This is a genomic window from Streptomyces sp. DSM 116795 (assembly GCF_055792905.1).
In genome coordinates this window covers 4,226,130-4,250,593 of the sequence record NZ_CM147707.1, presented here as the reverse complement: position 1 = coordinate 4,250,593, position 24,464 = coordinate 4,226,130, and the positions used below count along the sequence as shown (strand labels likewise).

The window sequence follows — 24,464 nt, the reverse complement described above, 5'->3', positions numbered from 1 at the left end:
TCGCGGAGGTACATGCCTTCCGTGAAGGGGGACTCCTTCAGACCCCGCCCGAGCAGGGCGTTCGTCTCACCCGCTGGACCGCCTGCCGTGCCATGTGAAGGAACGCACTAGGCTGCACGTGTGGCTGATCTCCAGATTCCCGCTGACATCAAGCCCGCCGACGGTCGATTCGGCTCGGGCCCGTCCAAGGTGCGTACGGAGGCGCTGAACGCGCTGGCTGCCACCGGCACATCGTTTCTCGGCACCTCACACCGCCAGGCCCCGGTGAAGAACCTGGTCGGCCGGGTGCGTGAGGGCGTGAAGGAGCTGTTCCAGCTGCCGGAGGGCTACGAGGTGGTCCTCGGCAACGGCGGAACGACCGCCTTCTGGGACATCGCGACGCACGGGCTGATCGAGTCCAGGTCGCAGCACCTCTCCTTCGGCGAGTTCTCCAGCAAGTTCGCAAAGGCCTCCAAGCAGGCACCGTGGCTGAGCGATCCCACGGTGATCGAGTCGGAGCCCGGCACCCACCCCGCGCCGCGGGCCGAAGCCGGCGCCGACGTCTACGCCTTCACCCACAACGAGACCTCCACCGGCGTCGCCATGCCCATCCGGCGTGTGGCGGGTGCCGACGACGGCGCCCTGGTGCTCGTCGACGCCACGTCCGGCGCGGGCGGTCTCCCGGTCGACGTGCGCGAGAGCGACGTCTACTACTTCGCCCCCCAGAAGTCCTTCGCGTCCGAAGGCGGCCTGTGGATCGCCGTCTTCTCGCCGGCCGCCATCGAGCGGGCGGAGCGCATCGCGTCCTCCGACCGGCACATCCCGGCGTTCTTCGACCTGAAGACCGCGATCGACAACTCCCGCAAGAACCAGACGTACAACACCCCCGCCGTCTCCACTCTCTTCCTGCTGAACGACCAGCTGGAGTGGATCAACGGCCAGGGCGGCCTGGACTGGGCGGTGCGCCGCACCGCGACGTCCTCGCGGACGCTGTACGGGTGGGCCGAGGACGCCAAGTTCGCCTCGCCCTTCGTCTCCGACCCGGCACAGCGCTCACAGGTGGTCGGCACGATCGACTTCGGCGACGACGTCGACGCCGCGGCCGTCGCCAAGGTGCTGCGCGCCAACGGCGTGGTCGACACCGAGCCCTACCGGAAGCTGGGGCGCAACCAGCTCCGCGTGGCGATGTTCCCCGCGGTCGAGCCCTCCGACGTCGAGGCGCTCACACGCTGCGTGGACTACGTCATCGAGAACCAGTAAGCGGCAACGCACACAGGTGTGAGGCGGGCCCGGGCGTCGTGAGAACGCCCGGGCCCGCCTCGCTCGCGCCGAGGGCCTCCCGTTCGGCAGACCCTCGCCTCAGTCCGAGAGCCGCTGGAACTTCCGTACGGCGAGCGGGAGGAAGACCGCCGTGATGGCCAGCGGCGACACCACGGCCATCAGTGCCGAGTGCTGCTCGATCCAGCTGCTCCCCACCGGCAACGGGTTCCCGTACAGCTCGCGAACGGCGTTCGAGGTGGCGGAGACCGGGTTCCACATGGCGACGGCGCCCAGCCAGTCCGGCATCGCCGAGGGCGGCGTGAAGACGCTGGAGATCATCCCGAACGGGAAGGCCACGGCGAAGAGATTGCCCGCCACCTCCTGGTTCGGGGCGATCAGGCCGAGCCAGACCCCGACCCAGATGAGTGAGAAGCGCAGCAGGATGAGCAGCGCGAACGCGTACAGCGTCGCGAGCAGCCCGCCGTCCGAGCGCCAGCCCACGACGAGCGCGATCCCCGCCATCACCAGCAGGTCGAGCGCGGCATGCAGTACGTCGGAGACGCCGCGCCCGGTGACGACCGCCGAGGACGACATCGGCATCGAGCGGAAGCGGTCGGTGACGCCGCGCTCCTTGTCGATGACGACGCTCATCGCGGTGTTCATGAAGCCGAAGGCCATCGTCATCGCGAACATGCCGGGCATCGCGTAGTCCTTGTAGTCCACGCCCTCGCCGACGTCCATGGCGCTGCCGAAGACGAAGACGAAGAGCAGGACGGAGACGATCGGGAAGCCCAACTGCCAGGCGATGACCGAGGGTTGCTTGACGAGGTGGGTCAGGTCCCGCCGTACGACCGTCCAGCAGTCGGCCAGCGCCCAGTGCAGTCGCCGTTCCCTGCCGGACCCGTGCGCGGGCGGCGTCGGGGGACCGCCCGGGCCGAGGCCGGCTGCGGCGGATGGCGCGACCGCGGTTCCGCCGGCGGTTCCGGTGTCGGTTCCGGTGACGTTGCTGCTCATGCTGCGGCCTCCTGCTTCTCACGGGTCAGCGTCAGGAAGACCTCGTCCAGCGTGGGCCGGCGCAGACCGATGTCCTCGACGGTGATGCCGGCCTCCTGCAGGCTGCGCGCGACCTCCGTCAGCGCGGTCACTCCCTCCCCGGCGGGCACGGACGCATGGACGCGCCCGGTCGCGTCCTCCGTCTCCGGCTCGCTGCCTTCGGCCGCGACCCCGGCCACGGCCTTCACGATGTCCGGGATGTCGGCGGCCTCGCGGGCCATCACCTCGATGCGGTCCCCGCCGATCGCCCTTTTCAGGGCCGCCGGCGTGGGCGTCTCGCCGCCGAAGGCGGGCGAGGAGTCCGTGACGTTCCGGCCGCGGTCGATGACCGCGATACGGTCCGCCAGCTTGTCGGCCTCGTCCAGATAGTGCGTGGTCAGCAGCACGGTCGTGCCGGTCTCCGTCAGCGACCGCACCGCCTGCCACACCTCGCTGCGCCCTCGCGGGTCCAGGCCGGTCGTCGGCTCGTCCAGGAAGAGCACCTCGGGCGCGAGAATCATGCTGGACGCGAGATCGAGGCGGCGGCGCATGCCGCCGCTGAAGTTCTTGGGCTGCTGCCCGGCGGCGTCGCTCAGGCCGAACTGTTCGAGCAGTTCGCCCGCCCGTAGCCGCGCCCGCGCGCGGCCGAGGTGGAACAGCCGCCCGAACATCTCCAGGTTCTGCCGGGCGGTCATGATCTCGTCGACTGCCGGGTGCTGCCCGGTGAGGCCGATGCTGCGGCGCACCTTGCGGGGCTCACTCGTCACATCGTGGCCGCCGACGCGGGCGCTGCCGCCGTCGGCCCTGGTCAGGGTGCACAGGATGCGTACCGCTGTCGTCTTGCCCGCGCCGTTCGGGCCGAGCAGGCCGAAGACGGTGCCGCGCGGCACCGCCAGGTCCAGGCCGTCCAGCGCGCGCTTGTCGCCGTAGTTCTTGCGCAGCCCCTGGGCGACGACGGAGAACTCCCGGCCGCCGGCTGACGGGGCTTCCCCCGGTGTGGTTCTCACAGCTGCTCCCCCCTTGCTTCCGGGCAGTGTGCGCTGCCGTGCAGAAAAATTGGGTACGGTGTACTCATAAAGAACAGCGTACAGCGCACGCAGATTTGCGCAACCGGCTTAGGATGGCGGCCACCATGCCGAACCCCATGACCGTGCCGACGACGGCACACACCGAGCCACGGACCCCGTCGACGCACTCGGGCACCCGCCCATGACCACGGAGTACAGCGGCACCGGCGATCTCAACCGCACCCTCGAACTGCTCTGGCGCGGAAAGGAACAGCCCAGCCGCGGTCCGAAGCCGGGCCTGACCCTGGAGCGGATCGTCGTCACCGCCGTCGAACTCGCCAACCGGGAGGGCCTGCCGGCGCTGTCCATGCGCAGGGTGGCCGCGCAGCTGGGCGTGGGCACCATGACCCTGTACCGCTACGTGCCCGGCAAGGGCGAGCTGCTCGACCTGATGCTCGACCACGTCAACGGCCCCGGAGAGGACCTGGACGAGCATCGCGGCAAGGACTGGCGCACCACCGTGGAGTTCATCGCGCAGGGCTCATGGGCCCTGTACACGGGCAATCCCTGGCTGCTCCAGGTCAGTCAGGTGCGTCCCGTCCTCGGGCCGAGATCCCTTGCGGGTGTCGAGTTCGCGCTGTCCGCGCTGGAGGACGTGCCGCTGACGGGCCAGGAGAAGATCGGCCTGCTCACCGCGCTCGACGCCTACATGGTGGGCGCGGCGCGCACGCACGTACTCCAGCAGCAGGCCGCGGCCCACACCGGGCTCTCGGACGAGGAGTTCTGGACCGCACAACTGCCCTACCTGGAGCGGGCCATGGAGACCGGCCACTACCCTCGTCTCGCCGCGCTGGAGGAGGACTCCTTCTCGATGAGCGGCGAGGACGTGATGTGGTACGGGCTGCGCTCGCTGCTGGACGGCTTCCAGACGCTCATCGACGGCAGGAGGAGCTGACCGTGATCCGCAGCCGCGTCCTGCAGGCTCAGCCCTGACCGAGATCCGCTGCCGGCTGCTGCCGGTTCCTGCGGCTCAGCCCCGCCGCCGGAAGAGCCGCCGCAGCAACGTCCACAGCACCACGGCGACCGCGACCGCCGCGCCTCCGAGGACGACCTTCTTCTCGCTGAGCCGCCCCTCGTCACCGCCGCTCGCGGCGCCGCCGCCGTCCGTGCCGCCGTCCGCCTGCCGTTGACCCGCGGGGACGCTCTCCGGGAGCAGTTCCCCGTCCAGCTCCAGCGGATCGACCGGGCTGCCCTTGCCCTCCGAGCCGCACATCAGCGTGCGCCCGTCCGCGGTGAACGTCACCGACTCGCCCTGCCCCGCCACGGGAACGCTGACGGGGGTGTCGAGGGCCTCGGGCTTCCCGTCCCGCCAGCGGAACATCTCGCCGCCGAAGTAGCCGCGCAGCACCAGCCGCGTCCCGTCCGGCGAGAAGGCGCCGTCCGTCGCCCAGACCTCCGTACGGGCGATGCGGCGGAAGGTGTTCACGCCTGCCGGCGTGAGGCGCTCGGGACCGGCGTACACGCCGCCCTTCTTGTTCTGGCTCTTGCTCGCGATGTAGACCCGGCCGGTCTTCGGATGGACCATCAGCGACTCGGCGTCGCGCGGTCCGTCGGCATAGCGGACCGTGTAGCGGGTCGGCGTCACGGTGACGTCGCGCAGCTTCTCCGGCTCGTCGAAGCGGTAGATCCACACCTCGTTCCAGCCGCCGTTCAGATTGTCGCCGATGTCGCCGACGTACACCTGGCCGCCGGGGCCGGTCGAGACGGCCTCCAGGTCGCGGGGGTCGATGCCCTTGAGGGTGACGGTGGCGACGGTCCTGCCCGTTGAGGAGTCCACCGCGTAGATGTACGGGCCGTCGTCCGAGTCGTTGTGCGTCCAGTAGACGCCCTTGTGCGTACGGCTGGCCGCCAGCCCGCTCGACTCGGTGATCCGGGGGTCCTTGATACGGAAGGAGCTCTCCCCCTCCTGACCGCCGGCGGGTGCGGCAGCGGCCCCCGTCGCACCTGCCGTCACGGAACCCAGCGCGAGCAGACCCGCCGCTCCCCCGACCCCCACAGCCGCGACGGCGCGGCGCCAAAGCACAGACATGGGCCCAGTCTCCCGCACGGCGGTCCCCCGCAGGCGCCCGGCGCCTGCTTCCGGCCGGCTGCGTCCGGTGCTTGCTTCGAGCCCACTCCAACGGCTTGGCTCTACGCACATGGAGTACACGCAGCTCGGCCGCACCGGCCTCAAGGTCAGCCGGATCGTCCTCGGGACGATGAACTTCGGACCGCAGACCGACGAGGCCGGAAGTCACACGATCATGGACGCCGCGCAGGCCGCCGGCGTCAACTTCTTCGACACCGCCAACGTGTACGGCTGGGGCCCCGACAAGGGCCGCACCGAGGAGATCATCGGCACCTGGTTCGCCAAGGGCGGCGGCCGCCGCGAGAAGACCGTGCTCGCCACCAAGGTGTTCGGGAGCATGGCCGCCGAGGGCGACCGCACTCCCAACCAGGACCGGCTCTCCGCGCTCAACATCCGCCGCGCCGTCGACGCGAGTCTCAAGCGGCTGCAGACCGACCACATCGACCTCTACCAGTTCCACCACGTGGACCGCAGGACGCCCTGGGAGGAGATCTGGCAGGCCATCGAGGTCCTGATCCAGCAGGGCAAGATCATCTACGCGGGCTCGTCCAACCACGCCGGCTGGCACATCGCGCAGGCCAACGAGACGGCTGCCCGGCGCGGCACGTACGGCCTCGTCAGCGAGCAGTGCCTCTACAACCTCGCCGAACGCCGCGCCGAGATGGACGTGATCCCGGCGGCGCAGGAGTACGGCCTGGGCGTCATCCCCTGGTCGCCGCTGCACGGCGGCCTGCTGGGCGGCGCGATCCGCAAGGAGACGGCGGGCGGCGCCGCACGCAGCACCTCGGGACGTTCGGCGGACGCCCTGGCGAACAGCAAGGTCCGCGAGCAGATCCAGCGCTACGAGGACCTGCTCGCCGGGAACGGCCTCGACCCGGGCGAGACGGCCCTCGCGTGGCTGCTCACACGCCCCGGCGTCACGGGTCCGATCGTCGGCCCCCGCACCCCTGAGCAGCTGGAGTCGGCTCTGCGCGCAGTGGAACTGAAGCTCGACGACGGCCTGCTGGCCTCGCTCGACGAGATCTTCCCGGGCCCGGGGCCGACGCCGGAGGCCTTCGCCTGGTAGCAGCCACGGCCAGGCACTGCCTGGTCCCGGCTTCACCGGGACCAGGCAGTGCCTTCGAGTGCGAAGTCTTCAGCCTCCGACGGCGGCCGCGACGGCCACCACGATGAGCATCAGCACGAGCGCACCGCTGACGATGCGCGTCCTCGTCTTGGTATTCACGCCCCCAACGGTAACGAAGGCGCTCACCCTCCCAGCGGCCAGGCCGCGATCTGCTCGTAACGGGGCTGCTCGCCCTCCACCCCACTGTCCGGCAGGTTGCTGCGTACGAGCGCCAGCCCGTCGGCGGTCCAGGGCTCACCCTCGAACTCGTCCAGGGCCGCCGTGAACGGGCGCAGATCCGGACCCTGCGAACGGGCCCGCGCCAGCGTCAGATGGGCACGGAAGTGATGGAGCTCGTCCGTGCCGAGGCCCGTGCGGCGCCCCGCAGCGGCGGTGGCGGCGGCCAGCCGCCACAGCGCGTGCGCCTCCCCGCCGGTACCGGCCCGCTTCCCTTCGTGCCCTTCGCGCCCTTCGCGCCCTTCGCTCTGTTCACTGTCCTCACTGTCTTCGCCCGCTTCGTCGCCGCCCGGGGGCGCGCCCCTGACGCCGGCCCACAGTGAGCGGTCGCCGAACCGCCCGCCGCCCGCGATCCGCAGCCGCATCGGGTGCCCGCGCCGGGCCGCGCGCGAGAGGCGTTCGCACAGCTCGTCGAGCTTCGCGTCGCTCACCTCGCCGTAGAAGGCGAGGGTGATGTGCCAGTTGGCACGGTCGGACCAGCGCAACCGTCCGGTGGCGTCCAGGGAACGCAACTCCGCGACCTTGTCGGAGAGTTGACCGGCGCCGTCGAGCACGCGGGCCGGCGGCAGCAGAGCCGTGAAGAGTCTCATGGCCCCAGCATGCCGCCGCACAGCGCGCCGCCGCACAGCAAGTCCGGCCCGCACCACAGTGCGCCCCGCGGTGCCCGCCGCCGCCCTAGAGGAACCTGCGGAAGGGCCGTACGGCGGCCTCCTGGAGCCGCTGCGCGGCTGCCCTGCGGCGCCAGCGCTTCGCCGACATGGGCGTACTCACCGCGAGGTCTTCTGAGAAGTGCTCGTCCAGCGTCGCCGTGAAGGACTCGTCCAGCACGGCGAGCATCACTTCCTCGTCGTGGTCGAGCGAACGGCGGTTGAGGTTGGTCGAGCCGACCAGCGAGACCGCGCCGTCCATCGTGATGATCTTGGAGTGCAGCATCGTCGGCTGGTACTGCCAGATCCGCACGCCGGCCGCCATCAGCCCCGCGTAGTACCGCTGCCCGGCGACCTGGCACACCCGCTTGTCGGTGTACGGGCCGGGCAGCAGGATGTCGATCTCCACGCCGCGCCGGGCGGTCGCGCACAGCAGCTCGATGAAGTAGTCGTCGGGCGCGAAGTAGGCGGTGGTCAGGCGGACGCGGCTGGTGGCCGACTCCAGTACGACCCGGAGCAGGGTCTGCATGTCCTGCCATCCGAAACTCGCCGAGCCCCGCACCACCTGCACCACGGACCCGCCCGCGGCCTCGTGCTCGACGAACCGGTCGCTGCCGTCGAAGAGTTCACGGCCGCACTCGGCCCAGTTCTGCGCGAACGCCGCGGTGATGCCGTCGACGGCCGGTCCGCGCACCTGGACGTGCGTGTCCCGCCACTCGCCCTCGTGCCGCGCGTCGCCGCACCACTCCTCGGCTATGCCGACTCCGCCGGTGAACGCCACGCGCTCGTCCACGACCAGTACCTTGCGGTGGCAGCGGTGGTTCTGCTTCACCGGGGAGATCCACAGCGGCTTGCGGAACCACACGACGTTGACGCCCGCCCGGGACATGCCGTCCAGCAGGTCCTGCTCGATGAGCCTGCTGCCGAAGCCGTCCAGCAGCAGCCGCACCCGTACTCCTTGCCGGGCACGGTCGGACAGGGCGCCGGCGAAGTCGCGGGCGATCTCCCCGCGCCAGTACACGAACGTCATCATGTCGACCGTGTGTTCGGCCGACCGGATGGCCTCCAGCATGGCGGGGAAGATCTCGTCGCCGTTGCGCAGTACGCGCAGCTCGTTGCCCCCGGTCGCGGCCACGCCGATCAGGCGCTCCAGTCGTCTGCGTACGTAATGGGCGTGCTCGCCGTCGCCCGGGGGCGTCCGGGGTGAGGGGACTTCCTCCGTCTGCTTCCCAACGGACGCCCGCACGGGCCCAGTCGCACTCATGCCCGGACCATACGGTCTGCCTCCTATGCGGCAGAAGTCACCCGCTCCCGCTCCTTTTCGGCAACCGCCGGCTCCCGCGGTACGAACGTCACGTGCCGGTGCCCGCGCCGCAGATCCACCCGGAGCCGCAGCCCGCCGGCGCGTGCCAGCACCAGGCCGACGACGACGGCGACGACCGCCGAGATGACACCGCCGGAGAGGAAGCCGATCCGGGCGCCGAAGGTGTCGGTGACCCAGCCCATGAGCGGCCCGCCGATGGGCGTTCCGCCCATGAAGACCATCATGTAGAGGCTCATCACGCGGCCCCTCATCGCCGGGTCCGAGGCCATCTGCACGCTCGCGTTGGCGGTGACGTTGAAGGTCAGACCCATGATCCCGATCGGTGCCATCAGCGCGGCGAAGAGCCAGAAGGACGGGGTGAGCGCCGCCGCGATCTCCAGCACGCCGAAGAGCAGCGCCGCGCCCGCCATCAGCCGCATACGGGACGTGCCACGCCGCGCGGAGAGCAGCGCCCCCGCCACGGAGCCCACGGCCATCAGGGTGTTGAGCAGCCCGTATGTGCCGGCGCCCTCCTCGAAAACCTTGTCCGTGAACGCCGTGAGCCAGATCGGGAAGTTGAAGCCGAAGGTGCCGATGAAGCCGACGAGGACGATGGGCCACATCAGCTCGGGGTGGCTGCGCACATAGCTCAGCCCTTCCCTCAGCTGACCCTTGCTCCGCGGGGCGCGCTCGACGCTGTGCAGCTCACTCGTGCGCACCAGCAGCAGCCCCGCGAGCGGGGCGATGAAGGACAGGCCGTTGAAGAGGAAGGCCCAGCCGCTGCCGACGGCCGAGATCATCACGCCGGCGATCGCGGGCCCGACGAGGCGGGCGCTCTGGAAGTTCGCGGAGTTGAGCGAGACCGCGTTGCCGATCTGCTCGGGGCCGACCATCTCGGAGACGAAGGTCTGACGGGTCGGATTGTCGAGCACCGTCGCCAGGCCGAGCACGAAGGCAAGCACGTAGACGTGCACGACGTGGACGTTGCCGCTCAGCGTCAGGGCGGCCAGGGCCAGGCCCGTGAGCCCCATGACGGACTGCGTGATCAGCAGCAGCCTTCGCTTGTCGCAGCGGTCGGCGACGACGCCGCCCCAGAGGCCGAAGAGCAGCAGCGGCAGGAACTGCAGGGCCGTGGTGATGCCCACGGCGGTCGCGGACCCGGTGAGGCTGAGCACCAGCCAGTCCTGGGCGATGCGCTGCATCCAGGTGCCGGTGTTGGACACGGCCTGGCCCATCGCGAAGAGCCGGTAGTTGCGTATTCGCAGGGACGAGAACATCGACGGCTTCGAAGCCGGGCGCCCCTCGGTCTCCTGCGCGTTGTCGCGCCCGTGGGCGTTCCCTTGGGCGCTCCCCGTGGCGTTGCCGGTGCCGCTCCCCAGGTCGTTTCCCGGGGCGTCCGGCCGGCTGTCCGCCGAGTCGTTCGGTGAGTGGTCGTTCAGTGGCTTGTCATCGGGTGCGGGTGCGGAATCTGTTCCGTGGCCCGTCCTCAATCCCCTTCGCCTCCTCGCTCGTACGCGTCCGTCCGTCTCCGTCTTGCAGTGCTGCTCCTTACGAGTGAGCCGCCGGCCCGCACGGGGCCGGGCCGGTCATGAGTGCGCCAGCTTCTCCAGTACGGGGGCCGCCGCGCGCAGCCGCTCCCACTCGTCATCGTCGAGCCGGGCCACGAGCTCGGCCAGCCAGGCGTTCCGCTTCTCGCGGCTGGCGGCGAGCATCGACTCGGCGCGCTCGGTCTGCGTGACCGTCTTCTGGCGCCGGTCGTCGGGGTGCGGCTCCAGCCGGACCAGGCCCTTCGCCTCCAGCATCGCGACGATGCGGGTCATCGACGGGGGCTGCACGTGCTCCTTGCGGGCCAGCTCGCCGGGTGTCGCGGAACCGCAGCGGGCGAGGGTGCCGAGCACGGACATCTCCGTCGGGCTCAGCGACTCGTCCACGCGCTGGTGCTTCAGGCGCCGCGAGAGCCGCATGACGGCGGTGCGCAGCGAGTTCACCGCGGCCATGTCGAGGTCGCTCACGGGGCCTGCGCCGCCGGTGCGGCGCTCGGATGTCTCCGGCATGTCGTTAGCGTAACTCATTACCTGAGCTAAAGAAAAGCTCGAAGCGAGGTCACGCCCTGTATGTCGAATCACACATACGAGTGACTTCGCACGGAAATCTGAGGCATCACCCCCGGCCCGCCCGGGACCGTGGACGCATGACTTCGATGACCTCGAAGGTGCTCAGCCTGCGGATGGACAGCGACCTGTTCGACCGGCTGCACGCCCACGCCGCCAAGCGCGGAATGAGCGTCCAGGACTACGTGGTCCGTGCGCTCGTGCGCGACGATTTCGACGAACGCCTCCAGACATCCGTCGAGGAGACCGAGCGGTTCTACGCCTCGGCCGCCTCGCGCGGCAGCCTGCGGTCACCGGCCCGCCGCCCCGGCAGCCCTCGATAGGCTGTTCCCCTGCCCGCCGGGGCGAGAGGGAGGCGCCGGCACTGCGAGCACGAGAGGGAGCTGCGGCCATGGGCCTCATGAACCGGTGGACCGACGGCCAGCGCGAGGCGCCCGAGCCGCTGGAGGGCCCGGTGAGGGGCACCGTCCTGGTCGGCACCGGCGTCTGGTTCCTCCTCTTCCTCGCCCAGCTCCCCTTCTACGGCTGGTATGAGGACCACGGACACACCTGGTTCATCTGGACCTGCGCCGCCGGCGCCGGGCTCGGCCTGCTCGGCTTCTGGTACGTAAAGGTGCGCGAGCGCGCCATCCGGCGTGACGCCGAGGACTCCGCCTGACGGCACCCGCCTCGGCGCCCGTCCTCGGCACCCGCCTCCGCCCGCGGGATCTCGCGCACCCCTCGCGTGCGTCCCGCAGACCTCCCCTTGACTTCAACCGAGCTTGAAGTATGAGCCTGAGCGTGACAGCACCGTCCACGCCAGCACGCACCCGGAGGCAGCCGGCCATGACCGTACGCACCACGGACCGCCCCGACCCAACACGCCAGGACTCCCGCATCGCCTTCTTCAGCAGGTGGAGCCTGGCAGGGCCCGAGGATCAGTCCGCCGCTCTCGACGCGATCGCCGCCGTCTGGGAGCGCGAGCCCTGGCCCGCGCCCGGGCTCCTCGCCTATCACCTCGGCACGGGCGAGGACGGCCGCACCCTGCTGCACCACTCGCAGTGGGCGAGCGACGAGGCCTACGAGACCTACGCCCACGATCACCGCCGGGCCCGCACCGACGAGATCGACGCCGCCGTACCGGGCATCGAACGCCTCGGCATCGGCCGCTTCCACCACTACCGCAGCGGCGGGCTGGACGGCGACGCCCGCGCCCCGGGATGCGTCGTCATCGTGGATGTCGAGTTCGACGGCCCGGACCCCGTCCGGCAACGTGCCTGGGTGGACGCGGTGTTCGAAGCTCTGGAGAGCGACCCGGAACCCCCGCCCGGCGGCATCTCGGCCCACTTCCACCTCTCCACGGACGGCACGCGCGTACTGAACTACGCCGAATGGGAGAGCGCCCAGGCCCACATCGACGCCCTGCAGTCGCCCGGGCGGGGAGTCGGCGGCCCCACGGAGCAGTGGAAGCGGGTGCAGCAGTACCCGGGCCTCAAGCGCAGCACCGTCGACCGCTTCCGGCCGGCGTTCGGACTCGTCCCGGGATGATCCTGCAACTCCCGTTCACAGCACGGTCATGCGTATGATCCCTCAGCAGGGCATATGCCCATCAGCCCGCTGAGTCGGCGGTGCGCCAAGGGTCACCCTGAGAGCGGGATTGGGGCAGGAATGGGCGAGGCGGAGAATCCGCATGCCGAGCTGGAGCAACTTCGCAGGGCCATGGAGACGCGCCCGGTCATCGACCAGGCACACGGTGTCCTGATGGCGGCCTACCGCTGCACTCCCGGCGACGCGTGGGGCGTGCTCGTCACCGTCTCCCAGCACACCAACATCAAGCTGCACCAGGTGGCCACCGCACTTGTGGAGTCCACGCAGGGCAGCCCGCTGCCCGAGCCGCTGAGCTCAGCACTCCGCGCCGCACTGCAGACCCCCGCACCGGACCAGACAGGGCAAGGCGCGTAAAACGCCCGTAACGTCGAATGCATGACGGAGCGGACGGGCACCGCCACCGGGACATCCCGTGGAGACGCCCCCGGGCGCGGCCTGAGCGCCGAGGAAGTCGAGGAGCGGACCGCACGCGGCGAGATCAACGATGTGCCCGTTCACACCAGCCGCTCCCTCACGGACATCGTCCGGGCCAACGTCTTCACGCGCTTCAACGCCATCATCGGCGTCCTCTTCGTGATCATCCTCGTCGTCGGGCCGGTGCAGGACAGCCTCTTCGGCTTCGTGATCCTCGCGAACACCCTCATCGGCATCGTCCAGGAGCTGCGCGCCAAGCGGACCCTGGACAACCTCGCCGTCATCGGTGAGGTGCGGCCCGTCGTCAGACGTGACGGGAGAAGCCTCTCCCTGTCCACCTCGCAGATCGTGCTCGACGACCTCATCGAACTCCGTCCCGGGGACAAGTGCGTCGTGGACGGCGAGGTCACCGAGGCCGACGGCCTGGAGATCGACGAGTCGCTGCTGACCGGCGAGGCCGACGCCGTCGCCAAGCAGCCCGGCGACCGGGTCATGTCCGGCAGCTTCGTCGTCGCGGGCAGCGGCACGTTCACGGCGACGCGGGTGGGACGTGCCGCGTACGCCGCGCAGCTCGCCGAGGAGGCCTCCCGCTTCACGCTCGTACACTCCGAGCTGCGCAGCGGCATCGACGACCTGCTGAAGTACATCACCTGGGTGATCGTCCCGACCGGGGCGGGCCTCGTGCTCAGCCAGCTCTTCGTCGAGCGGGACGACGTCGAGGGCGCGATCCGCCGCATGGTCGGCGGCATCGCGCCGATGGTGCCGGAGGGCCTGGTGCTGCTGACGTCGATCGCCTTCGCCATCGGCGTCGTACGGCTGGGGCGCAAGCAGTGCCTCGTGCAGGAGCTGCCCGCGATCGAGGGCCTGGCACGGGTGGACGTGGTCTGCCTCGACAAGACCGGCACCCTGACCGAGGGCGGGATGGACGTCGCGGAGGTGCGCGTCCTCCAGAACGGACACGGGCCGGTGGACGGTGCGTACGTCGAGCGGGTGCTCGGGGCTCTCGGCTCCGCCGACCCGCGGCCGAACGCGAGCATGCAGGCGATCGTCGACGCCTACTCCCCCGACGGCCGGAACGGCACGCCGGCGTGGCGGACGGCGCAGACGCTGCCCTTCTCCTCCGCCCGCAAGTACAGCGGTGCGACCTTCGTCGAGCAGGACGGCACCTGCCGCACCTGGCTGCTGGGCGCCCCCGACGTCCTGCTTCCCGGCGGCCACCCCGCCCGTACGGACGTCGACGAACTCAGCCGCGAGGGGCTGCGCGTCCTGCTGCTGGCAGGCACCGACCACATGCCGGACTCCTCCCCTGCCTCCGACGGGGAGACCCCGGCTGCCCCCGGCGGGGAGACCCCGGCTGCCGTCGACGAGGTCACGCCCGCCGCCCTCGTCGTACTGGAGCAGCGGCTGCGGCCCGACGCGGGCGACACGCTCCACTACTTCGCCGAACAGGACGTCGCCGCGAAGGTCCTCTCCGGCGACAACGCGGTCTCCGTCGGCGCCGTCGCCGGGAAGCTGCGGCTGCAGGGCGCCCAGAACCCCGTCGACGCGGCCCGGCTGCCCGAGGACGCCGCCGGGATGGTGCGCGCGCTGGAGAGCGGCACCGTCTTCGGGCGTGTCTCGCCGCGGCAGAAGCAGACGATGGTCGGCTCACTCCAGGAACACGGTCACCACGTCGCGATGACGGGGGACGGAGTCAACGACGTGCTGGCGCTGAAGAACGCCGACATCGGCGTCGCCATGGGCAGCGGCTCCGAGGCGACGCGGGCCGTCGCCCAGATCGTGCTGCTCGACAACAGCTTCGCCGGCCTCCCCTCCGTCGTGGCCGAGGGCCGCCGCGTGATCGGCAATATCGAGCGCGTCGCGCACCTCTTCCTCACCAAGACCGTCTACGCCGTGCTGCTGGCCCTGCTGGTGATCGCCTGGCAGGTGCCGTATCCGTTCCTGCCCCGCCATCTGACGCTCCTGTCCTCCCTGACCATCGGCATCCCCGCCTTCTTCCTCGCCCTCGCGCCCAACAAGGAGCGCGCGCAACCGCACTTCGTACGCAGGGTCATGCGGTACGCCGTGCCGGCCGGGCTCATCGCGGGGGCGGCGACCTTCGCCGTGTTTCTGCTGGCCCGTCAGCACTACACGGGCCGCGGGGCGCTGGCCGCGGAGACCAGCGTGGCGACGCTGACGCTCTTCCTGATCACGATGTGGGTGCTCGCCATCGTCGCCCGCCCCTACAGCTGGTGGCGGGTCGCACTGGTGCTCACGATGGGGCTGGCCTTCGTGGTCGTGCTCGTCATGCCCGTCCTGCAGCGCTTCTTCGCGCTGAAGCTGGTCGGCACGGCGATGCCGTGGACCGGGGTGGCCGTCGCGGTCGTGGCGGCGGTGGCTCTGGAGATCACCTGGCGCTGGGTGACCCGGCCGCGGAAGCCCGGGCGGGAGGAGCGGCGGGAGGCCCGGCGGGAGGAGCGGAAGGCCCGGCAGCGGGAAGGCGCTCGCTAAGGGTGTCTCAAAGTAGCGTCGTTCCGGCCGCAGGCCGGGGGGCCGCGGCGTCTGGTGCCTGCGGTCGCAAGGCGGAGGGTGGGGGTACCACCCGGGCCGACAGGCCCAGGGGGAGGGCTGCGCCGACGACCGACAACGCTGGGGGCACGCCCCCTCGCTGCGCTGGGGGACCCCCACCCAGACGGAGTCTGGGGGAGGGACTTTGAGACACCCCCTAGGCCCGTCCGGCAAACCGGCCGGGCGTGGTTTCCCCGCCGGAGCCGCGCGTTGCTCCCGCGAGGGGACCCGGAAGGCCCCGGGGAGCAACGCGCAGGACATGTCCGCGAGTTGGCGTCGTCCGCACCTGGGCCTTCGGCCCGGGGAAGCCGCGCCGACGAGGTAACGCAACCTGCGACCCCCGGCCGGAGGCCCGGTGCGTACGTCCCAGGCCCACGGCCCGCAACCCGTCGTCCCGGCGGTAGCCGGGGAACAAGGCCGAGGCGCCGCCAGACCCGAAGGGCCCAGGAGTCGAGGGCGCCCGGGCGCCACCCCGGGAACACCCGCTCCAATGACCGGCAACGCAGCGCGGGACATCGGCAGGGCCCGGGAGCACGCCCCTGACCTCACGGCCTGGGGTCCCTCCCCGCGAAGGGGGAGGGACTTCGCGGCCACGCCTCAGAACGCGTACCAGCGCGCGGTCGCGTCGTCGTGCCGCAGCGAGGCGACGCGGCGGGCGAACTCGCGGCCCGCCGACGGGTTCCCGGGCGCGTGCTGCGCCACCCACGCACAGGCCGCCGTCTCCCGGGCGCCGCGCAGCACCCGGCAGCCCGCCCACTCCCGTACGTCGAAGCCGTAGGCCCGTACGAAGGCGGAGTAGGCCGCCTCTTCCAGCCCGTAGCGGTCCAGGCTCAGCGCGAGCACCACCAGGTCGTGCTCGCGCAGGTCCTCGGAGAAGGTCTCCAGGTCCAGCAGCAGCGGACCGTCCGGGCCGATGTGTACGTTGCGCGGCAGTGCGTCCCCGTGCAGCGGCCCCGGGGGCAGCACGGGGGCGAGCTCGGCGACCGCCGCGGCGAAGTCGTCGCGCCTCGCCCGCAGATACGCCGCGTCAGACGGCGGCACCGCGTCCCCGGCCAGCCGCAGCCAGCGCTCCACACCGCCGAGCAGGTCGCGGCCCGGCAGCTCGAACGGCGGGGCGGGCAGGGCGTGCACGAGACGCAGCAGCCCGGCGAGATCCACGGGCTCGGCCGCCCGTACGGGCTCGGGCAGGCGCTGCCAGAAGGTGAGGGGATGCCCGTCGACGACGGTGACGCCGGTCCGCGCCGCCCGTACGGCCGGCACCTGCCGCTCCTCCAGCCAGGCGGCGACGCGCAGTTCGCGTTCGGCACGGTCCAGGTGCGACGGTCCGCGCCCGATGCGTACGACCACGGGCTCCGGGCCGGCCAGTGCGAAGACGGCGTTCTCGCCGAGCGCCAGCAGCTCCGCGTGCTCGGCCCGCTCACCGGCGGACGCGAGCAGCGCCCGCGCCCGTGCCTGCGTGAACGGCTGCGCTTCGGCCGGTTCGCGCCCCTCGGCCCCATCGCGCGACTCGGCCCCATCGCGCCCCTCGGCCGATTCGCGCGACTCGGCCCGTTCGCATGCTTCGGCCCGTTCGCGTCCCGGTTCCGTGCCGCCACCACCCATCCGGGCAGCGTAGGCGGCGTCCCGGGCCGCGGCCTATTCGTCCACTGCGGCTACCTCGTCGGGCGGACCGATCGAGCCGTACACGGGGCGTCCCGACCATTCGTAGGTGTGGATGGCGATTCCGGTGCCGGTGGTCGTGGAGTCCGTCAGCGTCATCGCAGTCGGCAGCGCGCCGTCCGCGAACAGCCGCATGCCGTTGCCGATGACGACCGGGTAGACCAGCAGCCGGAACACATCGATGAGGTCGTGCGCCATCAGGGAACGGGCGAGGACGCCGCTGCCGTGGATCTGCAGCTCACCGCCTTCGTGCTGCTTCTTCAGATCCGCGACCTGCTCGGGGACGTTCCCGCTGAGCAGGGTCGTGTTGTGCCACTCCGCGGTCTTGAGCGTCGTGGAGGCCACGTACTTCGGGAGGGTGTTGAGCTTCGTGGCCACCGGGTCGTCGGGGTCGGTCACGCCCGGCCAGTACGCGGCGAAGATCTCGTACGTGCGCCGGCCCAGCAGGAAGGCACCGGCCCCCATGAAGGTCTTCGAGATGAAGGCGCCCATGTCGGCGTCGACGTAGGGGACGACCCAGCCGCCCTGCCCGAAGCCGCCGCTGGGGTCCTCCGAGGGACCGCCGGGCGCCTGCATGACGCCGTCCAGGGATACGAACGTGGTGAGCGTGAGAGAGGTCATGCCGATTGGACCGGCGCGGAGCACGTAATTCATCGGGCCCCGCGTGCGCCCGGTGCCCGCGCTCAGTCGAACCAGCGCGCCCTCTCCAGCTCGGCCACCCGCACCGGGTCCTCCAGCAGCGCGGCCACCTCGAAGCGGCGTGCCCAGCGGCCCGCCGCCCAGGCCAGGCCGGCCGCCACGCCTTCCAGCGTCGCGGCGTGCAGCACACCGTCCGGGGTGCGGCGCCACTCCACATCGGTGCCGTCGACGACCAGTTCGTCGTGTTCGCGGTACGAGCGCGGCGCCTCCGGGAGCAGCACACGCACCGCCTCGGGCACGCCCCGCTCCGTACCCTCGCCGGACGCGGCCGTGTCGATGCGGCCCGCGACGGTCTCGCTCAGCCGCGGGACCTCCAGCACCGCCGCCAGTCCCACGGCGTGCACTGGCGCCACCGGCAGCAGCGCCCGGCCGTCCGCCAGCGGCACCAGATCCGGCGCGTCCGCGATCACGGCCTCGCCCCTCGGGGTGACCTCGACCGAACCGGTTCCCGCCCGTACGGTGCGCAACTCATCGGGGAGCGTGACCTCTTCCGGGTCCATCTGGGCCAACAGGCCGTACAGGCCGTGCAGTTGGGCGTGGCCTGCCTCCGACTCCGGTTCGGCGAGCCGTCCCAGCAGCTCCGCCGCGCCCCCCGGCTCCTCCAGCAGCGCCGCCGCGGACGTACGGATGCCGAGCGCCCGCAGCACCTGGACGTCGCCGAAGGCGGTGTCGGCCTCCTCGTAGAGCCCGTCCAGCAGCGGATCGCCGCCGGCCGCGCGCAGACCCGCGGGGCGGCGGCCGTCCAGCACGGGATGTCCGCGCAGCCACCACGCGGTGTACGGGCGGACCGTCTCCGTGACGCCGCCGGGCAGCAGCACCCGCACCGGCGCGGTCAGCGCGTCACGCAGCGGGGGCTTTGCGAGCATCGCCAGCGCCTCGGGCCAGCAGTCGTCGTCGACGAGGTCCAGATCGCGCACCGCCACCAGCTCCGAGGCGACGGGCGGCACCGCCACCTCGGACTCCGGAAGCTGGTCGAGGACGTCCTCGCACCACACATCGACCGCGTCCAGCAGACCCGCGTCGTCGGGTTCGGCGAAGTCGCCCTCGCGGGGCTCCAGTTCGTCCGGGTCGAGCACCAGGTCAGTGGCCCGAACGAGCGCGAAGTCCGCCTGCACACCCACCGCGGTCAGCGGCTGCTCGCCCCACTGCTCCGCCAACTCGGCATCGCAGGCAGCGAGTTCACCATCGCGGATGACGCTCTCGAAGGCGCTGCCGGGGAAGACCAGTTCGCCCGCCGGTGCGAGCTCCCCGTCCTCGTCGGGCAGCGCGAGCGCACCGAGCCACGGCTCGTCACCGGGCCCGAGACCCGCGTCGCGCACGAGCCCCAGTACGACCTCGGCCAACTCCTCGGCGTCCAGGGGGCCTTCGCCCTCGCCGGCGAGGCCGCCGTCCCATGCCGCCTCGCCGTCGTCCAGCGACGCCGCGACCGCGGCCCGTACCTGCGGAGTCGTCAGAACGGCACGCGGCGTGGCGCCCGTCGCACCGAGCTTCTCCAGCAGCGGGTGCACGGCCTCGTGCGCGACTTTCAGACCGAGCCGCGCCAGCCGTCCCGCCCGCTCCGACTCCATCGACGAGTCCGGCAACGGCAGCAGCACCTGCCGCGGCCCGATGGTCGTCCTGCCTCCGGCGGGGCCCTCACCGGCCAGCGGCACCGGAAGACCGGTGAGCCGGTCCGGGTCCACGCCGGCGAGCGAGTCGTACAGCCTCCGCCACCACTCCGGGGGCCGCTCCACACCCGCGAGGCGGTCGATGACCTCGCCGAGCGGCACCCTCGCGACATCCAGCGCCCGCAGCTCCGCCCGCCGCTCCATTCCGGCGGGCAGCAGGCTCGGGAACAGCTCCGCGAGCACCACGACCGTTCCGGCGCCGGCACCCTCCGCGATCTCCGCGTCCCGCGGCCGCAGTACGACCGGGTCCCCGTCCTCGTCCTTGCCGGCACCGGCGAGGAACGGCACGGCCGGAAGCTTCGAAAGCAGCAACTGCCGCAGCTGACCGTCGAGTTCGCCCTTCCCCAGCGGCCCGGGCACCAGATCGACGACGTCCGGCGACACCGGCCGCCACTCGCGCAGCAGCCGCACATACGCGTCCGCGGCACGCTCCAGCAGGAAGTCGGTCAGCGGGCCGGGCGCAACGTGCCGCCGCGTCGGCTCCAGCGGGAAGCTCGCGATCAACAGCGCGGGCATGCCCAGCGGTTCGTCTGTCGGCGTCGGCGCGTGTACGCACGGGGCCGTGGGAGGCCGTACGGGGCTGCCGTCCTCCATCGGCACCGCCCACGTCACGGACCAGGCGGGACGCATCCGTTCCTCGACGGGACGGTCCTCCAGCAGCGCGGCCTCCGCCACTCCGCTGTCCTGCGCCACGCACCAGCGCCGCACAGCTCCGTCGTCCCGCCGTACCTCCACGAATGGTCCGTCCGCGTGCCTCGTCAGCCGCCTGACGCCCGCGCCGGTCTCCACGACGACCTCGTCCAGACCGGGCAGGGTCAGCAGCAGCGCATCGTCCACGTCGGCGAGCAGCCGCTCCGCCAACTCCCGTGCGTTCGCGTCCCGCAGGGGCAGCATCACCGCGGTGTCGTAACCCTCGGGCGGCCGCTCCCCGGCCTTCTCCGGCAACGGCAGCCGCAGCAGCGGCACATGGCCCTCCCGGCGGTCCAACTCCTCCCCGAGCGCGGGCTCGTCGCGCGCGGCGTCCCGCACCATCTCGCGCGCCTCGGCCAGCGACCACCGCACGCCGGCGCCCGTGGCGCCGACGACGGAGGGCTCGTCGCTGACCGCCAGCACCGCGGAGAAGCCCACGCCGAACCGGCCGACGGCGGCGGCGTCTTCGTCGCCGCGCTTCGCCGAGGCACGCAGCGTCGACAGCGACTCGACTCCGCTCGCGTCCAGCGGTGCGCCGCTGTTGGCGACGGTGAGCGCACCGTCGCGGAGGGTGAGCCTGAGGCGTCCCTGGGTGCCGGCCCGGGCGGCGGCGTCCGAGGCGTTCTGCGCCAGCTCGATCACGAGGCGGTCCCGGTAGCCGCCGAGCGCCAACTCCTGCTCGGCGTTGGCGTCCTCACGGAACCGCGCGGGCGAGGCGGTCCACGCGTCCAGCACGCCACGCCGCAGCCGCGCCGTCCCGAACGCTTCCCCTACGCCTTCGGCGTGGGGAGACCCCAAACCCTCCGGCGGTTCTGCCTGCCCCATGGCTGTCTCCTTCATCGCACACGGCCACCCTCGGCACCCTCACCCCGTCCGGTGGACGGTACGGCATCCGCCTGGCGGCTTGTGCTTCCCCGTGTACGCCTCCGGTGCGTTGCTCGTGCCGGGTGCGTGTCGTTCCGGTGGCGGCTCCGGTGCGTTGCTCGTGCCGGGTGCGTGCCGTTCCGGCGGCGGCTCCGGTGCGTTGCTCGTGCCGGGTGCGTGCCGTTCCGGCGGCGGCTCCGGGAAGGCATGATTTTCCTCCCTGTACCGGTACGGGCCGTTGTATTGCCTCTCATGTGCCGGTCCGCAAATCCTGCTTGAGTTTCCCGGAACCACCCCCTCCACGTCCCGCCCCCTCCCGTCCGTCGGCGTCTTTCCCCGGTGTGGCCTCTGCCAAGTGCCTTCTTGCTTCCTGTCGGGCCTGGTGCGCCCCGGTCGGCAGGAGTCCAACAGACCCCTGTTGAGGGGTGGTTGATGGTCACGGGTCCAATCGCCGCCGCGAGCGGACCCGTACGGGAGGGGAGTGCCGATTGGTAGTGGCCACGATGGGGGAGCCGCTGGACCGGCGGGAGGGGGTGGGACGCCTTGGGGCCTCCCCGCCGAAGGTAGGGGAAGTGCGTGTCCGGACGCTTGCCCGTGATTTGTCGACCGGTACTGGCGAGGCTCAAGGAATGGGCTGCCGGGGCCAGGGAGGTAAATCATGGGTCCGGACATGTGCGCCGGAGCGGCACGCCCCCGGCACACACCACGTACCGAAGGCGCACCGCGACCCGGCAAGGCGCCAGCCGGAGGCGCACAACGGCACCGTCAGGAAAGCTCGTCCGCCCGCGTCTCGTCGATCACCGGAGGCGGCGGCTGCGGAGGCTTCGGCATGACCGCCGCCTCCGAGTGGCCCCCGCATCCGTACGACAGGGACACCACATGCCCGTCCGCCGGGCTGTACTCGTTCGCACAGACCCCGAACGCCTGACGCAGCGACCCGGCCAGCGGCATCAGGAAGCCGCACGTCACGCAGCTCGCCGGCGCGGACTGGGCCATCGGCGTCGCTGCCCCGTAGTCCTCGTCCCAGCGGTCCGCCGCCATGTCCAGCCCGTAGCGCGAGAGCACGCGCGGGCGGCCCATGCCCAGCTCCTCCGCGACCTCCGTGATCGTGCCGCGGTCCGGCGGCGGGACGACCTCGCTCGGCGAACCCGGTTCGAGGTCGGCGTCCACCTCCGCGGCGACCTCTTCGATCTCCTCCGTCGCGCCCGGGACCTCCACGGCCGCACCGGCACCGGCACCGGCACCAGCACCGGCCCCCACGCCGGCACCCGCGCCGGCCCCCGCAGCACGGGCGTCCCCGAGGACGCCCCCCGGTTCCAGCCGGAGGTCGTCCGCCTCAGTCGGCAGCAGGTCGCCAGGGCCGAGGTCGCCGGGGCGGAGCCGCTCGCTCCACGGGACCCACTCGGGCGCCAGCAGCGCGTCGGGACCCGGCAGCAGGACGGTTTCGTCGAGGGTGACCGCTTTCGCCCGCGATGCCCGGGTGAGCGTCGCGGCCCATCGCCAGCCGCGGTAGGCGGATTCCAGACACTCGAAGAAGTGGGTGACGACGCGGTCCCCGTCGGCCACGGCCTCGATGTGATCGCCGACCTGCCCGGGCCCGGCCGCGGCCTCCACGGCCTCACGCGCGAGTGCGACGGCTTCGGCGCAGAGCCGGTCGGGCACGGGGGCGCGGCGGGTACGGCCGCTTCGCGTCGCGGCAGTCATGCAGCACTCACAAGAATCGTCTCTCCTACGCCATAGCGCCGGTATCGGCGTGCACTCCCGTACGGCGGCCGCGTAGGGGAAGCGGCTTGCGGACGGAGCGGAACAGGGGAGCCGCTGCGAAACGTCCGCGCCCCGCTCGGGGCCGTGCGGAGCGCACCGCCGCCAACGCTACCCCACGGATTCGGCGCTCCACCCCGGAGGGATTCCGTACGCCCGCTGCCCGCGCCGCGGGCGCCGTCGTTCCCGCACTCCGCGCCGCTGCGCGCGAGCAGACCCGCGGCCCCGCGCACGCGCAGACCGCGGGCAAATAAGACCCGCCCCCCTGCACGAACTGTCCGTCCGGCGTGGACTGTCCGCATCCGTCACCGTCCGTGGGGCAAACTGAAGCTCGTGGCTGCAGAGCCTGGGCGCGGACGTCGTCTGCTTCGCGGGGCCGCGCGTGCCGTACGACGGCCACCCGCGGCGGTCGCCCGTCGGCTCCGCCGCATCACGCACGCCGAGGGTGCGGGCGAGTCCGGTCTCGGCAAGCTCATCGAGCTGCACGCCGTCAACTCCGCGGGCGACATGCTGATCACGGTCGCTCTCGCCTCGACCATCTTCTTCTCCGTCCCCACGGGCGAGGCGCGCGGCCGTGTCGCGCTGTATCTCCTGGTCACCATGGCCCCGTTCGTGCTTCTCGCCCCGGTGGTCGGCCCGTTGCTGGACAGGTTGCCGCACGGGCGGCGTGCCGCGATGGCCGCCTCGATGCTCGCCCGTGCGCTGCTCGCGCTGGCGATGTCGGGTGCGGTGGCTTCGGGGGGTCTGGAGCTGTATCCGGCGGCGCTGGCGGTGCTGGTGTCGTCGAAGGCGTACGGGGTGGTGCGGTCGGCGGTGGTGCCGAGGCTGCTGCCGCCGACGTTCTCGCTGGTGAAGGCGAATTCGCGGGTCACGCTCGCCGGGCTGGTCGCGACGGGCGCGGCGGCGCCGCTCGGTGTGGGGCTGCATCAGTTCGGTCCGGCGCTGCCGCTGTACGGGGCCTTCGCCGTCTTCATCGTGGGCACGTTCCTGTCGTTCTCGCTGCCCGGGAAGGTCGACTCGGCGAAGGGTGAGAGGAAGGCGCGGCTCGCCCCGGTACGGGCCGCGGACGACCTGGACTCCCCTGGCCTGGACTCCCCGGCCGGCCCGTACGAGCACGACGGCGCCCGTGGCGAGAAGCGTCCCGGACTGCGCACCGTGGGTGCCTCCGTGCGCGGCGCGCTCATCGCCAACTCCGCCCTGCGCGGCCTGTCCGGCTTCCTCACCTTCTTCCTCGCCTTCCTGCTGCGCGACCAGCCGTTGACGGGGCTCTCGGGCGCCCTCTCCCTGGGCCTTGTGGCCGTCGCCGCGGGCGGCGGCAACGCGCTGGGTACGGCGATCGGCGCGTGGCTGAGGGCCAGAGGCCCGGAGGTGATCATCGCGGGTGTGCTGGCGTTCGCGCTGGCCGCGGTCGTCACGGCCGCGGCGGTCTACGGCACGGTCACGGTCGCCGTCGTCGCACTGACCGCGGGGATCTCCCAGGCCCTCGGCAAGCTGTCGCTGGACGCGCTGATCCAGCGGGACATGCCGGAGGAGGTCCGTACGTCCGCGTTCGCGCGCTCGGAGACGCTGATGCAGATGTCGTGGGTCGTGGGCGGCGGGCTGGGCATCTCGCTGCCGCTGATCGCGCCGCTGGGGATGGGCGTCGGCGCGGTCGTGATCGCCGCGGGCGCGGTGTTCTCGGTACGGAGCCTGCTCCGCGCCGCCAGGCACGGCACCCCGCATCCACGCGTGGCCTGACACCCGCACCACCCCGCGGCCACGCACCGC

General features: G+C 71.9%; 20 protein-coding genes. 9 read left to right on the top strand and 11 right to left on the bottom strand.

Annotated elements, in window-relative coordinates; translation table 11 throughout:
• The first annotated feature begins 120 nt into the window (after positions 1-120).
• Positions 121-1,239 (top strand): phosphoserine transaminase, encoded by a 1,119-nt coding sequence (gene serC, locus ACSMXX_RS18440; protein WP_473179796.1) that lies wholly within the window; start codon positions 121-123, stop codon positions 1,237-1,239.
• Between the two features lie 99 nt (positions 1,240-1,338).
• On the opposite strand, the gene ACSMXX_RS18435 is transcribed toward serC, so the two are convergent.
• Entirely contained in the window at positions 1,339-2,253 is a 915-nt protein-coding gene (locus tag ACSMXX_RS18435; RefSeq protein ID WP_473179795.1) for an ABC transporter permease, read from the bottom strand.
• Entirely contained in the window at positions 2,250-3,278 is a 1,029-nt protein-coding gene (locus tag ACSMXX_RS18430) for an ATP-binding cassette domain-containing protein (protein WP_473179794.1), read from the bottom strand. The genes ACSMXX_RS18435 and ACSMXX_RS18430 overlap by 4 nt, the downstream gene beginning before the upstream one ends.
• 202 nt (positions 3,279-3,480) lie before the next feature.
• Here ACSMXX_RS18430 and ACSMXX_RS18425 point away from each other — a divergent pair, with 202 nt between their 5' ends.
• Positions 3,481-4,233, top strand: coding sequence for a TetR/AcrR family transcriptional regulator (locus ACSMXX_RS18425; RefSeq protein WP_473179793.1), 753 nt, complete (start codon positions 3,481-3,483; stop codon positions 4,231-4,233).
• A 75-nt stretch (positions 4,234-4,308) separates the two neighbouring features.
• Here the strand turns inward: ACSMXX_RS18425 and ACSMXX_RS18420 are convergent, their stop codons facing one another.
• Positions 4,309-5,367: a YncE family protein gene (locus ACSMXX_RS18420; RefSeq protein WP_473179792.1), complete on the bottom strand. Its 1,059-nt coding sequence runs from the start codon at positions 5,365-5,367 to the stop codon at positions 4,309-4,311.
• A gap of 109 nt (positions 5,368-5,476) precedes the next feature.
• Here ACSMXX_RS18420 and ACSMXX_RS18415 point away from each other — a divergent pair, with 109 nt between their 5' ends.
• Complete coding sequence (locus ACSMXX_RS18415) at positions 5,477-6,472, top strand: aldo/keto reductase (RefSeq protein WP_473179791.1); 996 nt, start codon at positions 5,477-5,479, stop codon at positions 6,470-6,472.
• 182 nt (positions 6,473-6,654) lie between these two features.
• Here the strand turns inward: ACSMXX_RS18415 and ACSMXX_RS18410 are convergent, their stop codons facing one another.
• The 4 genes from ACSMXX_RS18410 to ACSMXX_RS18395 form a co-directional block, all read right to left on the bottom strand.
• The gene (locus tag ACSMXX_RS18410; RefSeq protein WP_473179790.1) at positions 6,655-7,338 is read right to left on the bottom strand and encodes a 2'-5' RNA ligase family protein; all 684 of its coding nucleotides are present in this window, start codon (positions 7,336-7,338) and stop codon (positions 6,655-6,657) included.
• An 85-nt stretch (positions 7,339-7,423) separates the two neighbouring features.
• Positions 7,424-8,659, bottom strand: a complete 1,236-nt coding sequence (locus ACSMXX_RS18405; RefSeq protein WP_473179789.1) for a phospholipase D-like domain-containing protein — start codon at positions 8,657-8,659, stop codon at positions 7,424-7,426.
• A gap of 23 nt (positions 8,660-8,682) precedes the next feature.
• Positions 8,683-10,188, bottom strand: a complete 1,506-nt coding sequence (locus tag ACSMXX_RS18400) for an MFS transporter (protein ID WP_473179788.1) — start codon at positions 10,186-10,188, stop codon at positions 8,683-8,685.
• 96 nt (positions 10,189-10,284) lie between these two features.
• Positions 10,285-10,752 (bottom strand): MarR family winged helix-turn-helix transcriptional regulator, encoded by a 468-nt coding sequence (locus tag ACSMXX_RS18395; protein WP_473179787.1) that lies wholly within the window; start codon positions 10,750-10,752, stop codon positions 10,285-10,287.
• A gap of 146 nt (positions 10,753-10,898) precedes the next feature.
• Between ACSMXX_RS18395 and ACSMXX_RS18390 the strand changes: the two genes are divergently transcribed.
• The 5 genes from ACSMXX_RS18390 (at position 10,899) to ACSMXX_RS18370 (ending at position 15,300) form a co-directional block, all read left to right on the top strand.
• Complete coding sequence (locus ACSMXX_RS18390; protein ID WP_473184843.1) at positions 10,899-11,132, top strand: ribbon-helix-helix protein, CopG family; 234 nt, start codon at positions 10,899-10,901, stop codon at positions 11,130-11,132.
• Positions 11,133-11,209: 77 nt separating this feature from the next.
• Entirely contained in the window at positions 11,210-11,467 is a 258-nt protein-coding gene (locus ACSMXX_RS18385) for a DUF2530 domain-containing protein (protein WP_473184842.1), read from the top strand.
• A gap of 167 nt (positions 11,468-11,634) precedes the next feature.
• The gene (locus tag ACSMXX_RS18380; RefSeq protein WP_473179786.1) at positions 11,635-12,336 is read left to right on the top strand and encodes an antibiotic biosynthesis monooxygenase; all 702 of its coding nucleotides are present in this window, start codon (positions 11,635-11,637) and stop codon (positions 12,334-12,336) included.
• A 120-nt stretch (positions 12,337-12,456) separates the two neighbouring features.
• Entirely contained in the window at positions 12,457-12,750 is a 294-nt protein-coding gene (locus ACSMXX_RS18375; protein ID WP_473179785.1) for an ANTAR domain-containing protein, read from the top strand.
• 21 nt (positions 12,751-12,771) lie between these two features.
• On the top strand, positions 12,772-15,300 hold the full coding sequence (locus ACSMXX_RS18370) for an HAD-IC family P-type ATPase (protein WP_473179784.1): 2,529 nt from the start codon (positions 12,772-12,774) through the stop codon (positions 15,298-15,300).
• 654 nt (positions 15,301-15,954) lie between these two features.
• On the opposite strand, the gene ACSMXX_RS18365 is transcribed toward ACSMXX_RS18370, so the two are convergent.
• The 4 genes from ACSMXX_RS18365 to ACSMXX_RS18350 all read right to left on the bottom strand — a co-directional run bounded on the left by ACSMXX_RS18365 (position 15,955) and on the right by ACSMXX_RS18350 (position 22,640).
• Positions 15,955-16,959, bottom strand: coding sequence for a phosphotransferase enzyme family protein (locus tag ACSMXX_RS18365; protein ID WP_473179783.1), 1,005 nt, complete (start codon positions 16,957-16,959; stop codon positions 15,955-15,957).
• Positions 16,960-16,992: 33 nt separating this feature from the next.
• A complete protein-coding gene (locus ACSMXX_RS18360) occupies positions 16,993-17,637 on the bottom strand; it encodes a dihydrofolate reductase family protein (protein ID WP_473179782.1) in 645 nt (214 codons plus the stop codon).
• Positions 17,638-17,699: 62 nt separating this feature from the next.
• Positions 17,700-20,897, bottom strand: coding sequence for a sacsin N-terminal ATP-binding-like domain-containing protein (locus ACSMXX_RS18355; RefSeq protein WP_473179781.1), 3,198 nt, complete (start codon positions 20,895-20,897; stop codon positions 17,700-17,702).
• A gap of 804 nt (positions 20,898-21,701) precedes the next feature.
• On the bottom strand, positions 21,702-22,640 hold the full coding sequence (locus ACSMXX_RS18350; protein WP_473179780.1) for a DUF3027 domain-containing protein: 939 nt from the start codon (positions 22,638-22,640) through the stop codon (positions 21,702-21,704).
• Positions 22,641-23,030: 390 nt separating this feature from the next.
• Here ACSMXX_RS18350 and ACSMXX_RS18345 point away from each other — a divergent pair, with 390 nt between their 5' ends.
• On the top strand, positions 23,031-24,434 hold the full coding sequence (locus tag ACSMXX_RS18345) for an MFS transporter (RefSeq protein WP_473179779.1): 1,404 nt from the start codon (positions 23,031-23,033) through the stop codon (positions 24,432-24,434).
• Positions 24,435-24,464: the final 30 nt, after the last annotated feature.

Excerpts from the sequence above, each read along its gene's own strand:
- ACSMXX_RS18370 (WP_473179784.1), top strand. The coding sequence starts at position 12,772 with ATGACGGAGCGGACGGGCACCGCCACCGGGACATCCCGTGGAGACGCC.
- ACSMXX_RS18355 (WP_473179781.1), bottom strand. The coding sequence starts at position 20,897 with ATGGGGCAGGCAGAACCGCCGGAGGGTTTGGGGTCTCCCCACGCCGAA.
- ACSMXX_RS18365 (WP_473179783.1), bottom strand. The coding sequence starts at position 16,959 with ATGGGTGGTGGCGGCACGGAACCGGGACGCGAACGGGCCGAAGCATGC.
- ACSMXX_RS18435 (WP_473179795.1), bottom strand. The coding sequence starts at position 2,253 with ATGAGCAGCAACGTCACCGGAACCGACACCGGAACCGCCGGCGGAACC.
- ACSMXX_RS18385 (WP_473184842.1), top strand. The coding sequence starts at position 11,210 with ATGAACCGGTGGACCGACGGCCAGCGCGAGGCGCCCGAGCCGCTGGAG.
- ACSMXX_RS18380 (WP_473179786.1), top strand. The coding sequence starts at position 11,635 with ATGACCGTACGCACCACGGACCGCCCCGACCCAACACGCCAGGACTCC.
- ACSMXX_RS18375 (WP_473179785.1), top strand. The coding sequence starts at position 12,457 with ATGGGCGAGGCGGAGAATCCGCATGCCGAGCTGGAGCAACTTCGCAGG.
- ACSMXX_RS18405 (WP_473179789.1), bottom strand. The coding sequence starts at position 8,659 with ATGAGTGCGACTGGGCCCGTGCGGGCGTCCGTTGGGAAGCAGACGGAG.
- ACSMXX_RS18390 (WP_473184843.1), top strand. The coding sequence starts at position 10,899 with ATGACCTCGAAGGTGCTCAGCCTGCGGATGGACAGCGACCTGTTCGAC.
- ACSMXX_RS18410 (WP_473179790.1), bottom strand. The coding sequence starts at position 7,338 with ATGAGACTCTTCACGGCTCTGCTGCCGCCGGCCCGCGTGCTCGACGGC.
- ACSMXX_RS18350 (WP_473179780.1), bottom strand. The coding sequence starts at position 22,640 with ATGACTGCCGCGACGCGAAGCGGCCGTACCCGCCGCGCCCCCGTGCCC.
- ACSMXX_RS18360 (WP_473179782.1), bottom strand. The coding sequence starts at position 17,637 with ATGACCTCTCTCACGCTCACCACGTTCGTATCCCTGGACGGCGTCATG.
- ACSMXX_RS18415 (WP_473179791.1), top strand. The coding sequence starts at position 5,477 with ATGGAGTACACGCAGCTCGGCCGCACCGGCCTCAAGGTCAGCCGGATC.
- ACSMXX_RS18420 (WP_473179792.1), bottom strand. The coding sequence starts at position 5,367 with ATGTCTGTGCTTTGGCGCCGCGCCGTCGCGGCTGTGGGGGTCGGGGGA.
- ACSMXX_RS18425 (WP_473179793.1), top strand. The coding sequence starts at position 3,481 with ATGACCACGGAGTACAGCGGCACCGGCGATCTCAACCGCACCCTCGAA.
- ACSMXX_RS18395 (WP_473179787.1), bottom strand. The coding sequence starts at position 10,752 with ATGCCGGAGACATCCGAGCGCCGCACCGGCGGCGCAGGCCCCGTGAGC.